This is a genomic window from Vibrio sp. 947 (assembly GCF_033339115.1).
GTDB lineage: Bacteria > Pseudomonadota > Gammaproteobacteria > Enterobacterales > Vibrionaceae > Vibrio > Vibrio alginolyticus.
The window spans coordinates 121,779-134,811 of record NZ_JAWOTX010000006.1 but is presented as its reverse complement, the minus strand read 5'-3'; the positions used below and the strand labels follow the sequence as shown (position 1 = coordinate 134,811).

The window sequence follows — 13,033 nt, the reverse complement described above, 5'->3', positions numbered from 1 at the left end:
CATCATCACCAATTTCATACTTACATTGATTGCGAAACAAACTTCAGCATGTCATCTGCAGCAGAGACCACTTTCGCATTCATCTCATACGCACGTTGAGTGGTGATCATGTCGACCATCTCTTCTACTACTTGTACGTTTGACCCTTCCAGTGCACCTTGCTTGATAATGCCGGCACCATCAGCTCCTGCAATCAGCTCATCAGCTGGACCGCTGGCTTCCGTTTCACGGAATAAGTTGCCACCCATGGCCTCTAAGCCGGCTGGATTGATGAATTTTGCAAGTGTAATTTGACCAAGCTGCTGAGGTGTTGGATCGTCTGCTGTTGTTGTAGTCACGGTGCCATCAACACCCACAGAGAAAGAGACCGCATTGTCAGGGATCTGGATTTGAGGCTCTAAAGGCAGGCCCTGACTGTTCACCATTAAGCCTTCTGAGTTTCGATGGAACTGACCATTACGTGTATACATGATCTGTCCGTCCGAGTTTTCTATTTGGAAGAAACCCTGACCCATTACAGCAAGATCCAACTCTTGCGTTGTGTTTTGGGTATTACCTTGCGTGAACACTTTTTGTGTGCCAACAACGCGAACACCGCTACCTAGCTGAATACCACTTGGTAGTTCGTTAACTTGGTCTACTTGAGCGCCTGGTTGACGCTGAATGCTGTAGAAAAGGTCTTCAAATACGACTCGGTCACGCTTAAAGCCAACCGTGTTTACGTTTGCTAGGTTGTTAGAAATGGCAGTCATCTTCGTGTCTTGCGCTGCCATGCCTGTTTTACTTACCCATAATGCTGAATGCATTTTTTACTCCTTGCGGGGCGAGACTTAGCTCGCCGCCATTAATTTGTTACCAGCTTTTGCTAGAGTTTCCGCCGTTTTCATCATGCGAACTTGCATTTCAAAGTTGCGCGTCAGCGACATCACACTAACCAATTCATCAATAGCAGATACGTTACTGCCCTCAATGTGCTCAGGAGAGAGTTGCACGGTTTCATCTGCCGCGAATGGCACGCCATCTACGCTGTGCAGCAAGCTATCGCTCTCTTTTTGCAGTTGATTAATTTCCGGTTTAACCAACTTCAAAGTGCCTGCCACAATTTCTGCGCCGCCACCTGGTGGGATCACTGAGACTTGACCACGCTCGCTGATTTCAATCTTTTGATAATCCGGCACAACCAAAGGACCATTGTCACCGAGGACAGGGAACCCATTGATTGTTAGAGCGCCAAAAGTATCGACCTGAATATTGCCTGCACGGGTGTAAGCTTCGTTACCCGCTGGGGTTTCTACAGAGAGATACCCCTCACCCATAACCGCAACGTCCAACGGACGTCCTGTTTTCACAATATCGCCAGCGTCGAAACGTGTTGAAGCAGAGTTGGTCACAACCATAGTGCGACCATCAAAACCAGGGCCTTGCATCTCTACACTACGCACACGCTCCATATCCGCTCGAAAACCCGCAGTATCAGCATTTGATAAGTTGTTTGAACGAACGTGCTGCGCTTTAAGAACTCGGCTGGCACCCGACGTTGCCGTAAATAACAAACTATCCATGCAAAACTCCCATTACACCGCGTTAAACAAAGCTTGAGTAAGCTTGTCGCTGGTAGAAATTGTCTTTGCGTTTGCTTGGTAGTTGCGTTGTGCAGTCATTAGAGCAACAAGCTCGCTGGTTAAGTCAACGTTAGAACCTTCTAATGCACCCGGAGTTAGGTCACCCATCGTACCTGACCCCGGAACACCCATAATTGGAGCACCTGAGCTAAAGCTTTGAGTCCATGATGTTCCACTCACTTTCGCTAAGCCTTGTGTGTTTGCAAAATCAGCAAGAACAACCTGACCTTGTAGCTGTGATTGGCCGTTAGTGTAAGTCGCGTAAACCATGCCGTTACCTTCAACGCGTACACCTGCAAGTTCACCTGACGTGTAACCGTTAGGGCTATTAGTACTTACGCCAAAAGCTGCACCAAATTGTGTGCTGCCTTTCAGGTTAATATCTACACTCATCGCGTTCGCGCCTGCTGCAGGGAATGAAACATTAAACGGCGCAGTCGGTGTTGAAAGCGAGCCGTCTTTACCAAACGTTACAGGCACAGTTGCTACTGGCGTTGTACCGCCATCTACTTGAACGTTCACTTCCCACGAGTTAGAAGCAGTCTTAGTAAAGTACTGAGTTACCGTGTGCGAGTTACCCAATGAGTCGTAAACTTTTGTTGTGTAAGACGAGTTAAATGAGCTTGGATCTTTTGGATTGAATGGCGTTACGGCTTTATCAATAACAGACGCGCTTGCGTCGAAGTTCGCAACAAAATCTAAGCTATCTGTTGCTTTAGCATTCAGTGAGGAAGTCGATACCTGAATATTACCCACAGAACCTGTCATTAGGTTGTTGTTGCTATCGACACTGTAACCTTGAAGCTTTGCACCGCTGTTAGCCGTAACAAAGTTGTTCTTATCCGTTGAGAACACACCTGAACGTGTGTACAACATTTGGCCCATATTATCTTTAGTAACAAAAAAGCCACCGCCATTAATAGCTAGGTCCATCGCACGGCCAGTTCCTGTGATACTGCCGTCTTTGTCGAAGTTCTGTGAAATTGACGCGACTTCCACACCACCAGGTTGCATGCCGTTATATACAGCGGAGAATTCTGTGCGGCCACCTTTAAAACCATACGTTGATGCGTTGGCAATGTTGTGACTGATTGTGTTTAGCTCTGTGTTGGTCGCGTCCAGACCACTTAGTGCGATGTTAAAACTCATAAATAGACCTCTGATTTCCGTATTTGGTTAAGCACCAAACTGAGTGATTTGATAGAAAGGAACGTTGCCAACGCCATGGACATTGACTAATGCTGCGCCACCGGTATTAGGAATGCGCACTTGCTCAACAGTGCCTGCCATCAGCACATTTGGACTTGCTTGCCCTTCTTGCACTTCTACGGCCACTGAGTATTTGCCTGGTTTAAGACCAAGTTCTTCAGGATTAATTGAAAAGTCGACGTCACCTTTGCCGTGAGCACCTAGTGGCACTTTAGTTGATTGACCAAATTCATCTTTAACAACTAACGTGACTTGGTTTGAGCTATGAGCGAGTTCGATTTTTCCGTTTTGTACGTCTTCACCAAGCTGAAATTCATCCGCGTTGACGTAAACCGTTTGCCCAACAAGGCCCGCTGTTGACAGCACTTGCATGTTGTCCAGTAACACCATGCTCTGTTGCATTGTCTTAGACATATTCTCGGTACTTTGTACCTGCGAGAACTGAGCCAATTGACCAACGTATTCCGTACCATCAAGGGGATTAAGTGGGTCTTGGTTTTGAATTTGAGCCACCATCAAAGAAATAAACTCATTCTCCAATGAAGAAGCACTGTTCATGTCTTTAGGGTTTGGTGAGATACCGTTGCTGTCTTTTGCTTTTGTATTTACTGGAGCGTCAGACGATAAAGGGGTGTATTGTGCAATACTCATTAGCTACCCTGCCCTAATCTAAGCAGACCTTGCTGCATACTTTTTACATTGGCTAATACTTCAACATTCGTTTCGAAGCTGCGTGTTGCGGACATCATGTCTGCCATTTCAGCAACTACATCAATATCGGGGTAAAACACATAGCCTTCATCATTAGCCAGTGGGTTGTTCGGCTCAAAACGCTTCTCTGCATCTCCAGCATTTTTAACAACGTCAACAATGCGAACTTCTGCATTGGGATAAGCTCCATTTTCTGTTGTCATTTGCGTTTTTTGGTACACAGTCGCAAATACTGGCTTAAGCGCTTTATAAGCATCTTCTGGATTTGCAGATACTGCATCTGCGTTTGCTAAGTTACTGGCTACCGTATTCAGACGCACAGTTTGTGCTGTCATCGCGGAACCAGTGATCGAGTAAATATCAGTGAATGACATAATTAACGTCCCTCAATCGCTTTCGCTAAGCCATTAAATTTCATGTTGAGAAACGTCAGGCTAGTTTGAAAGTCCATGTTGTTTTGCGTGAATTTTGCTTGTTCAACACCAAGCTCTACGGTGTTGCCATTTTTGCTATTCTGGTAAGGCACCGAGTATTGGGCCTGAACCTGGAACTTTGGCACCGGTTTGTTCACACCACCTGCCGTTACTTGGTTCATTACGGTGGTGAAACTTAGGTCTTTCGCCAAATACCCAGGGGTGTCAACATTTGCTAGGTTACTGGCGAGGACTTTGGTACGCTGAACGCGAAAATTAAGTGCCTCTGGATGTACTCCTAAAGCATTTTCAAATGTGATCGCCATGCATCTTCCTTACAGTTGGCTCGAATACGCCAACATACAAACAAGATACGTGCCATAAAAAATAGCTATATATATCAATGACTTACAAACAAGGATGGAAGCCAAACTTCCGGCTCTCGGAAAGCATTAAAAACAAGAGGAAAGTGTCTACTTCCTCAACAATAATGCTGACGTTACTCGCTTTGACATCAGAACAAGCATTCGCCAACACCAATGACAAAACCCTAAGCGTTGAAGAGATAAGGTCCGTTGTAGCAACGGATTTCGAACAAGAGGTGGATCGCGTAGCGCTCTCCAATCAGTGGGGGGAGTACAAACTAGACTTCGACATGTGGGTGCCCGGTTCCGCCAATCACTTGCCAGAATGTGAATCTCCTTTAGTTATCACAGGTCGTGACAACAACACGTTGCCAGTCGGTAACCTCAAGCGCTCAGTCAGCTGCGACAATATCGCATCACCATGGCGAATTAACGTTACGATAAAGTCTTCGCTGACTCTGCCTGTTTTGGTCGCGACAACCACGGTTGGCCGAAATGAAGTCGTAACGGCTAAACACATAAAGCTTGAAACCCGAACCATCTCTCGCCAAGACGATTTTTATACTCGCCCCGAGCAAGCAGTAGGCTTAGAAACCTCTCGTCGTTTGCGGGCTGGACAAGTGGTTAATCCATCCAATTTGTCGGCCCCACCTCTAATCGAGAAAGGCAATGAAGTCATAGTCATTGCGAGCAAAAATGGATTTAGTGCCAGCACAAAAGGAGTCGCCTTAGAAGATGGAGCGAAAGGGCAACAAATTGACGTGGAAAACCCAAGTTCGGGCAAGGTCATAAGAGCAGTCGTAACTGGATTAAACCAGGTTCATACTCAATTTTGATTTTTTGACTCGGGGTAACATTTTTTAATTTTGGCTCTCGTCAGTAACACTGAACTTCGAGTACAAAAAAAATATTTAATGTTTATCACATTCTAACCGCCTACTTAATTTAGAACATGATGATGAGGACCACAGCATGAAAATCGACAAAGTCGCGGGCGGTCATGTCCCACAAACAAAATTACAGCAAGCAAGCAAACAGCCTGTCGACGTCGTCGAACAGAGCAAAGTACACGAGCCTGCATTTCAAGCGAATACCGTAGCGATAGATCGCGCTCAAGCTGAAATGGCATCACTACCTGATGTTGATATGGAAAAAGTAGAACAAGTACGCAACGCATTAGCGCGTGGTGAACTTAGCCTAGATACAAAAGTGCTATCCAAGGCAATCATGCAGTTCCATACAGGTCACGAGTAATAAAACGCTAGGAAGACATCATGGCAAGCGCAGTATCGCAGCGAATTCAACAATTTGTTCGCTCTATATCTGAGGATATTAAGCTTTATCAACAACTGCTTCCTTTGCTGCAGCAGCAAAAGGTATTGTACTTAAAGTTTGATGGAGAGGCACTGAACGACAATGTTCAGAAACAAATGCCGATACTCAATAAACTCAGCCGCTCCGCCAATGACAGAAGCCAGTGTATGCGAGCGCTGGGGTTAGCGTGTAATGACGCCAGCGTAAAACGAATTTTCAATGCTTTGCCTGCCCAAATAGGTATGCAAGCTAGAAAACAATGGGCGCTATTGGAAACGTTGGTAAGTCAGTGCCAACAATACAATCAGAGCAATGGCCACAGCTCTGCGGCGTTCCATGAGTTGGTCAGTCAACTCAAACAACCTGTGCAACACACTTATGAAGATAAATCGTTCTAAACGATGTTCGTCTTGCCTACAGATTCAGTCGCCATCTCGGCTGAGTACTGTAGGCCTTTTTATTTTTATTGCCTTTCTGTCCTACCTTCCAATCACATGCCAGGCAAAACCAAATGCTGCCGATATTCAAACGCAGTATCAAGTATTAGCCCCATACAAGCCACAAATTGCCAAGCGTCTCGATTCATCCAAACCGGTAATTAACCACATTTTCAAACAGCTTCAAAACCACTCATTACCAAATAGCCTAGCCTTAGTGCCAATGTTAGAGTCTTCTTACAATCCCAAAGCCGTTTCTCATGCTAACGCCGCCGGACTTTGGCAACTGATACCAGCCACAGCGAAACGATTCGGATTAACGATAAATACAAAACAAGACGATCGCTTTGACACAGAAGCTAGCACAACGGCCGCGCTCAAGTACCTGGCGTTTTTATACAACAAATTCGATCAAAATATGGCTCTCACTTTAGCTGCATACAATGCCGGAGAAGGACGTGTTGCACGTGCTATTCAGCGAGCAGGAAGTCGAGATTTCCAACAACTCACGCTGCCTAACGAGACTCGCCAATATGTCAGCCGCTTCTATGCATTGGAAAAGTTGATAGATATCGGTCAGTTACAATCCTCATCATTTCAACCTTTACTCTTATTTGCTCCAGACGCTCCTATGATTTCACAACCGCTGGTCGACTTTAGCCGACTGCCTCCGCTAGTTAATTTGTGATAAAAGCTACGACAGAGCTCAATGTCAGAGAAACGTAAAATCACAAGATCCTGTTCGGCGAATTTGAAAACTCGTGATCTCTATGCAAACGTGTGCAAAAAAGTTGAGGTAAGGTATCTCAAAGATAAGAAAGAGTAGTGGTTTACTAAAAAGCACCCCAATTGCGCTTGGCAATTGGGTAGATATGCGTCACATTGCGTTTGCAAAAAAACATGAAAACCAATGGTCAGACCTAATAATTATTTACACACTAAATGTAAAACAGCTATTGTTTTCATAGTTCGAAACAAATCTAACATATCAAGATGACGCTTCGCTTGCGCGTCTGGAATAAGTCCGGGTTCCGGGGGGGAGTCCGGACTTTTTTATTGCTCTAAAATCTTTGCCCACAATAGAGCCAACAGAAGCTAAGTCGTAATGATGCAAACTAGCTGTTTATAGTAATTCTTTAGAAATCAACTGAAGTAAAAACGTTTCGCGCTCAATGCTCATGCCTTTTTTCGGGCTTTCTGCCATCGTTTTTTCATTGTGTGCAATTGCTTCGTGTATGTTCATCCATACCGGGCGCATTCCATTTTTAACTTCGTAATCTTCATACGCCGTTTCGCCTAGCTCACGTTCGATTTTACATGTATAACAATACGACACCATGTGCATCACGTCAGCGTCATCCTTGTACCACGGACGAAACTCCTCAAAGATTCCGAAAGGCTTAATACCATGTATATTTTGGGCGCCCGTTTCTTCCTCTAATTCACGGACTAATCCAGCAATGACATCTTCACCATCATCAATACCACCGCCTGGTAGCGTGTAGTCATGGTAACGTTCTGTATAGAGCAACAGCACATCTTCACCATCAAGTACAATGGCTCGCGCTGCATTGCGCTGAAAAACAATTTTGTCATCCAAATGCTCTATGTCTGGATGAACGGTCGATTTTAAATGTCTCATCGAAAATACCACGGTCAATGTTTTGTGCGCATATTACCGAATTTCACACTTTAAATCATTGTTGTAGGCCAGGTACGTTCGAGCGCTTGTCAGGAAGTGATTGATATGACCTTCACAACAATACGCCAAGAACAGAAGTGTGACGTGCTAATCAGCAATAAATGAGAATATCTAAATTCTTATACGTCCCTCTTACTTTTAACATCGATAAGACAATAATCTCTTAAAGTTGCCTATAATCAATACAATACTCGCCCACCCCATGCGGAGATAAAGAATGAAAAAGACAAATTTAATGATGGCTATGGCTGCAACATTGGTACTGGCTGGTTGTTCAACTTACGAGGGAGCGACCCGATCAACTGAGTATACCTCCGTTGCAAATCCCGCAGCCGTATACTGTGTTCAGCAAGGTGGTGAGCTGGATACCGTGTCGGAAAACGGCGAACGTGTCACTTACTGTGTGCTGTCGGACAATGAACGCGTCGAGCAATGGGAATACTATCGCGAGAATCACAAAGAAAATGAGGGTGACAACTACTAATTATTTTTATCGATACGTCACCTTCCCTCTATCACTTAGGAGCTTTTGGGCTCCTTTTTTATTTGATTTATCAAAGTGTTCTTACGTTGTTTTTACATATCTCTGACTTTACCGCACATCGACCCTATATCGAACAGTGTTCTATTCTTGACATTCCCCTGACATAACTTTCCACTTGGACAATAAAATTCCAAACACAGATCACACTAATTCACATTTCTTCCACATTTTCTGGGACAGGTGAGCAAGATGAAAACACAAATAGTAAAAGAAGCCGAGTCAGCCCCAAGCAACGTTGTTACTGAAAAATCAAAGCGCATTATTTATAAATCGAGTTTAAACGCCTTGATGATTGTCGCTATAAGTATTCTCGTTAACCTTAGTCTTCGTCTTGATTATGTCGTGTTGGGATCAAGCCTTGGCGAGCTTTCCGTTACAGAAACGCTCCAGCTTGTGATGCTTGCTATTGCATCATGGTCGTTTTTCAGCTTATCGAAACAACAGCCTCAGCTAAAGCATGCGGCTATTTTGATTGCAGGATTTTTTGCAGTACTGATTATTCGCGAAACGGACTATTGGACAGACATGATTCATCATGGCTCTTGGGTTTTCCCAGCACTTGCTGTCACCGCACTGGCTTGCGCCAAAGCTTACCAAGGTGGTAAAGGTACCATGAACGAAATGGCGACCATTTTAACGGTGCCACATATGAAGCTATTAGTTGGTGCTGTAATGCTATTATTAGTCTTCTCTCGTTTGTATGGTATGGGTAGTTTTTGGCAACAAGTGATGGACGAAAATTACATCCGTGATGTTAAAAATATCTCAGAAGAAGGTATAGAACTGCTTTGCTACTGTTTGATAGCATTAAGCGCCGTCCGCACAAAACGCGAGCTTAATGAATAGACTCAGGATCAAAGCGACGGTTCAATGCAGTCAGTATCGGATGGAAGATACTTAATGCCTTTTCCGCAGCACCTACAGATTCATCCAAGGCCGTCATTTCGACGGCCTTTTTCATTTCTTCAATATGTTGCAAAGCCTCTTTATCGAGCGGTAAAGAGAGCAATTTGTGAATAGCATCTCTTGCGATCAAAAGTGGCTTTTTTCGGACAATTGATAAATCTCGGAAAAATGCGCCATGCTTGACCCCTTCTAAATAAACTCGGTAGGTTGTGAGTTCATCGAGTAGCAAGAATGTCTCCGCCATAAGCCCTTTATGTGGGTATGGCACGCTAATATGTTTGCTGATATCCAGTGGAATATTGAGAGTCACCCCCATGGATTCGCAATCGGATTTAAGTACTCGTAATAAGCCTTGCTCATCCATCAAATTCTGGATATCAATGATTCGTTCGAGGTGGTAGTCATTAGATAGCAAGATAACCTCAACCAGATGCCCCGACCATAACTCGAACAACCCACTTTTGCACAAAACTTGGGAAACATAACGCATGTTTTGAAACGTGTTCAACGACTCCGTTTCTAAGAGTATATGACGTTCAGGGAACGGATTCACAGAGTCTGCGTTTAGGGTTCTAAAATACGCGTACATCGCCTCTGCTTCAGAAACACTTTGTCCTTGCGTTACTCCGCCACAAAAAATAATCGCCGTTCGCTCTGTCGGTAGTGATGCAGTCCTACAAGACAAAACTTCGACTCTGGTTATGCCCTCAGAGGTCAACCTGTTATTGACGAGGCGTTTACCTAAAACGATGACGATGTTGTCTAACTTCATTTTAAAATCTCGCGCTTAGTTGGCAGTGTTACAAAAATCTTCTTTCACTCCCGACCCACAAGCTTTAACATCTAGTTAACAACACTGTTCTAGAGACCTTTATAAAGGTTCACTGCTAAAGGAAGTCAATTATGCTGTCGATTTTCGATATATTTAAAATTGGTGTCGGGCCATCCAGCTCCCACACTAATGGTCCTATGCTTGCCGGATTCCATTTCACTCAGCTAGTTAGCGACTCTATGGCGAAAGTGCATCGGGTGCAAGTGGACCTTTATGGCTCATTGTCACTGACAGGTCGAGGGCACCATACAGACCGAGCCACGGTCCTTGGTTTGATGGGAAATAAACCTGATACCATCAAAATGAGCAGTGCCAAAAGTGCGCTACAAAATACCATAGACAATAATACGCTCATGCTCGCCGGTACACACCAGATTGAGTTTAGCTACGACCATGACATCGTCTTTCATAGCGACAACCTTCCCCTGCATGAAAATGGCATGACGATTACGGCATTAGACGCTGCTGGAGATCAAGTAGCGTTTGAAATTTATTACTCCATTGGGGGCGGATTCATCGCCACCGCCGACGAACTAGAGAACGGCACGCAACAAGATGAGGTCGCAGTACCATTTCCGTTTACATCCGCAGATGAGATGCTGGAAAAAGCCGAGACGAACGGTTTCAGCTTGGGAGGCATGATCCTCCAAAACGAACTCGCATTTCGCTCAGACGAAGAAATTAACCAAAGAGCAGAGCAAATTTGGAAAGTGATGTCGCTCTGCATGCAACGTGGCTTCGATACGGAAGGGATTTTGGAAGGTGGTCTAAATGTCACTCGTCGAGCACCAAACCTTTTGAAAAAGCTCGAAGCCAACGCTGCAGTTGAAAACGATCCGATGGAGATCATGGATTGGATCAATCTCTTTGCCTTTGCGGTTAGTGAAGAAAATGCAGCAGGAGGGCAAGTCGTCACTTCTCCAACGAATGGTGCAGCAGGGGTGATTCCGGCGGTATTGATGTACTACCATCGCTTCATCAAAGAGCTCGATGTTAAACAGCTAAAAGACTTTCTCGCAGTCGCCGGCGCTATCGGCATCTTATATAAAACTAACGCGTCAATTTCTGGTGCAGAAGTGGGGTGTCAGGGAGAAGTTGGGGTTTCTTCATCCATGGCTGCCGCTGGCTTAACAGCGCTAAGAGGGGGCAGTAACGAGCAGATTTGTATTGCTGCGGAAATTGCGATGGAGCATTCATTGGGTATGACTTGTGACCCGATTGGCGGCTTGGTTCAAGTACCTTGTATTGAAAGAAATGCCATGGGAGCAATGAAAGCGATTAATGCATCGCGTATGGCATTAAAGCGCACAAGTAAATGCTTAATTTCGTTAGATAAAGTTATCGAAACCATGTATCAGACTGGTAAAGATATGAATAAAAAATACCGTGAAACCTCTTTGGGGGGCTTAGCTGTCATTCATATGGCACCGCCATGCGAATAATGGCAAGTGGTCATTGCGCTTAGCTTCTCACCATACGCTTATCTGGTAATTATGATCTGATGATATTACATATAGAAATGCCGCGTTCTTCGCGGCATTTTCTTAACAAGAAACTATTCGATTAATCACGTCGACCACGGAGTTCAATTTTTTGAGTTGCAGCATCCGAATGGATTGTTACACCGCCATAGGCCATTTCATTGCGACCCTTCAGCGTCAATTGAGAATCTGCACGCTCTACGTCAACCTGATTTTTCGTTGCCATCGTCATATCAATCGTGCCCGTGTATGACCCATCGCCAGCAAATGCTACGTTTGTTGAGCAAACCATCAAAACAAGTGCGATTAGTTTTTTCATACATCACCTCTATTATCGTTCTTACTTTCTTTCGGTGGAAAAACTGTAACAACAGAAACGCGCTCATACGAGGAAAGCCATTATTTACCAAATGGAAATCCATGCTAATAAACTGATGTAACCAAGAATAACTTATCGTTACCTTCAATAAATCAGGGATAAGGCAGCAACTTAAATTGACCGAGCGTTGTCTTTTCTTAAGAAATTCAGCGATATGATTTGTCGACAAAAGCCAAGCGAGACAATGTATGAGCGTTAATCTGGATATTCAAAATATTTTGGTATTAAAACGGATGTATGAGTTACGTAACGTCCGGTTAGTCGCAGAATCACTCGGTAAAACGTCAGGAGCAATCAGCAAAAATCTGACAAAGATGAAAACTCAGCTCAATGATCCGCTATTCGTTCAGACCAAAAATGGCTTTGAACCAACAGCTTTTGTGGAAGCGAATATTGCGCATTTTGAGCAAATAATCAACAGTATTGATTCCATCAAACCACAGCATTTTTCACCAGCTCATTTTGACGGCTCAATCACTATTTATGCCAACACATTGTTTTGGGAGTACTTCGGTGACAAGTTTTACTTGGAGTTACTAAAGCACGCTCCAGAAGCAAAATTCTCATGTTTGCGCTGGGGTAGCGAAGCAAAAAAACGATTAATTGACGGTGAAAACGCCATTGCGATTCATTACTTTGATGAAGATCTGCCACAGTCAATTGTTCAGACCGAACTGGGGCGAGGAAAAGCGGTATTTTTTGTTCGACAAGATCATCCCGCTCAAAACTCCCAAGAGCTAGAAGAATACCCTTTTATACTTTTTAAAACGCCGGGATGGAACGACTACCGATACCCTGTGTTGGAAAGGCTCAAACATATGGGTTTTAGAACCACACCTAAAGTGGAAATTGAGCACCCAGCGATGATTCAAAAAGTGCTTCTGCAAACGAATCATTTTGGCATAACGATGAGTGGACATGTTCCTAAGGGTTGCCGGAGTATCGCGCTTCCTGCTGGGCTAGAGCTTGATGTTCGCTACGTGATGAGCTGTCGTCGCTCTCAACAGCAAGCTCCGGTAAATCAGTGGTTATTAGATGTCATTAAGCATGTCGCTCAGTCCTAGACTGATGACTTGCTACTGCTAATAATAGCCAAACCACACATGCGCTCTACTTAC

17 protein-coding genes are annotated in these 13,033 nt (G+C 44.4%); 8 read left to right on the top strand and 9 right to left on the bottom strand.

The genetic code is table 11. The features are described from left to right. Window positions 1-20: 20 nt before the first annotated feature. From flgG to flgB, 6 genes are read right to left on the bottom strand one after another with little or no spacing between them, the layout of a single operon-like run. Window positions 21-806 carry a flagellar basal-body rod protein FlgG gene (gene flgG / locus R7Q39_RS09735; protein ID WP_005374008.1) on the bottom strand — a complete coding sequence of 262 codons (786 nt, stop codon included), beginning with the start codon at window positions 804-806 and terminating at the stop codon, window positions 21-23. Between the two features lie 24 nt (window positions 807-830). After that, a complete protein-coding gene (gene flgF, locus R7Q39_RS09730; RefSeq protein ID WP_005374009.1) occupies window positions 831-1,562 on the bottom strand; it encodes a flagellar basal-body rod protein FlgF in 732 nt (243 codons plus the stop codon). 12 nt (window positions 1,563-1,574) lie between these two features. Continuing rightward, a complete protein-coding gene (gene flgE, locus R7Q39_RS09725) occupies window positions 1,575-2,771 on the bottom strand; it encodes a flagellar hook protein FlgE (RefSeq protein ID WP_017635110.1) in 1,197 nt (398 codons plus the stop codon). A gap of 27 nt (window positions 2,772-2,798) precedes the next feature. After that, window positions 2,799-3,482: a flagellar hook assembly protein FlgD gene (flgD, locus tag R7Q39_RS09720; protein ID WP_005384410.1), complete on the bottom strand. Its 684-nt coding sequence runs from the start codon at window positions 3,480-3,482 to the stop codon at window positions 2,799-2,801. Then, window positions 3,482-3,916: a flagellar basal body rod protein FlgC gene (flgC, locus tag R7Q39_RS09715; protein ID WP_005374012.1), complete on the bottom strand. Its 435-nt coding sequence runs from the start codon at window positions 3,914-3,916 to the stop codon at window positions 3,482-3,484. The genes flgD and flgC overlap by 1 nt, the downstream gene beginning before the upstream one ends. Window positions 3,917-3,918: 2 nt before the next feature. Continuing rightward, window positions 3,919-4,281, bottom strand: a complete 363-nt coding sequence (flgB, locus tag R7Q39_RS09710) for a flagellar basal body rod protein FlgB (protein WP_005374013.1) — start codon at window positions 4,279-4,281, stop codon at window positions 3,919-3,921. 77 nt (window positions 4,282-4,358) lie between these two features. Between flgB and flgA the strand changes: the two genes are divergently transcribed. The 4 genes from flgA to R7Q39_RS09690 all read left to right on the top strand — a co-directional run bounded on the left by flgA (window position 4,359) and on the right by R7Q39_RS09690 (window position 6,759). Further along, entirely contained in the window at window positions 4,359-5,156 is a 798-nt protein-coding gene (flgA, locus tag R7Q39_RS09705; RefSeq protein WP_213903195.1) for a flagellar basal body P-ring formation chaperone FlgA, read from the top strand. A 136-nt stretch (window positions 5,157-5,292) separates the two neighbouring features. Continuing rightward, complete coding sequence (flgM, locus tag R7Q39_RS09700; protein ID WP_005374016.1) at window positions 5,293-5,574, top strand: flagellar biosynthesis anti-sigma factor FlgM; 282 nt, start codon at window positions 5,293-5,295, stop codon at window positions 5,572-5,574. A 20-nt stretch (window positions 5,575-5,594) separates the two neighbouring features. Beyond that, complete coding sequence (gene flgN, locus R7Q39_RS09695; RefSeq protein WP_005374018.1) at window positions 5,595-6,032, top strand: flagellar export chaperone FlgN; 438 nt, start codon at window positions 5,595-5,597, stop codon at window positions 6,030-6,032. Next, window positions 6,013-6,759, top strand: a complete 747-nt coding sequence (locus R7Q39_RS09690) for a lytic transglycosylase domain-containing protein (protein WP_031780892.1) — start codon at window positions 6,013-6,015, stop codon at window positions 6,757-6,759. Before flgN ends, R7Q39_RS09690 begins: the two co-directional genes overlap by 20 nt. 435 nt (window positions 6,760-7,194) lie before the next feature. Here the strand turns inward: R7Q39_RS09690 and R7Q39_RS09685 are convergent, their stop codons facing one another. Continuing rightward, window positions 7,195-7,713 carry an NUDIX hydrolase gene (locus R7Q39_RS09685; RefSeq protein WP_005374021.1) on the bottom strand — a complete coding sequence of 173 codons (519 nt, stop codon included), beginning with the start codon at window positions 7,711-7,713 and terminating at the stop codon, window positions 7,195-7,197. A 277-nt stretch (window positions 7,714-7,990) separates the two neighbouring features. Here R7Q39_RS09685 and R7Q39_RS09680 point away from each other — a divergent pair, with 277 nt between their 5' ends. Both R7Q39_RS09680 and R7Q39_RS09675 read left to right on the top strand, forming a co-directional pair. Next, complete coding sequence (locus R7Q39_RS09680) at window positions 7,991-8,257, top strand: DUF333 domain-containing protein (protein WP_005374023.1); 267 nt, start codon at window positions 7,991-7,993, stop codon at window positions 8,255-8,257. 249 nt (window positions 8,258-8,506) lie between these two features. Next, window positions 8,507-9,163, top strand: coding sequence for a hypothetical protein (locus tag R7Q39_RS09675; RefSeq protein ID WP_005374025.1), 657 nt, complete (start codon window positions 8,507-8,509; stop codon window positions 9,161-9,163). Here R7Q39_RS09675 and R7Q39_RS09670 read toward each other — a convergent pair. Continuing rightward, window positions 9,153-9,995, bottom strand: a complete 843-nt coding sequence (locus R7Q39_RS09670; RefSeq protein ID WP_318076027.1) for a YdcF family protein — start codon at window positions 9,993-9,995, stop codon at window positions 9,153-9,155. The two genes, R7Q39_RS09675 and R7Q39_RS09670, sit on opposite strands and share 11 nt — an antisense overlap. A gap of 131 nt (window positions 9,996-10,126) precedes the next feature. On the opposite strand from R7Q39_RS09670, the gene R7Q39_RS09665 reads away from it, so the two are divergent. Continuing rightward, window positions 10,127-11,497 (top strand): L-serine ammonia-lyase, encoded by a 1,371-nt coding sequence (locus tag R7Q39_RS09665; protein WP_017819764.1) that lies wholly within the window; start codon window positions 10,127-10,129, stop codon window positions 11,495-11,497. 121 nt (window positions 11,498-11,618) lie between these two features. Here R7Q39_RS09665 and R7Q39_RS09660 read toward each other — a convergent pair whose 3' ends face one another. Further along, entirely contained in the window at window positions 11,619-11,855 is a 237-nt protein-coding gene (locus R7Q39_RS09660; RefSeq protein WP_005374030.1) for a hypothetical protein, read from the bottom strand. A gap of 248 nt (window positions 11,856-12,103) precedes the next feature. On the opposite strand from R7Q39_RS09660, the gene R7Q39_RS09655 reads away from it, so the two are divergent. Beyond that, entirely contained in the window at window positions 12,104-12,979 is an 876-nt protein-coding gene (locus R7Q39_RS09655; protein ID WP_047102796.1) for a LysR family transcriptional regulator, read from the top strand. The last annotated feature ends 54 nt before the right edge of the window (window positions 12,980-13,033 follow it).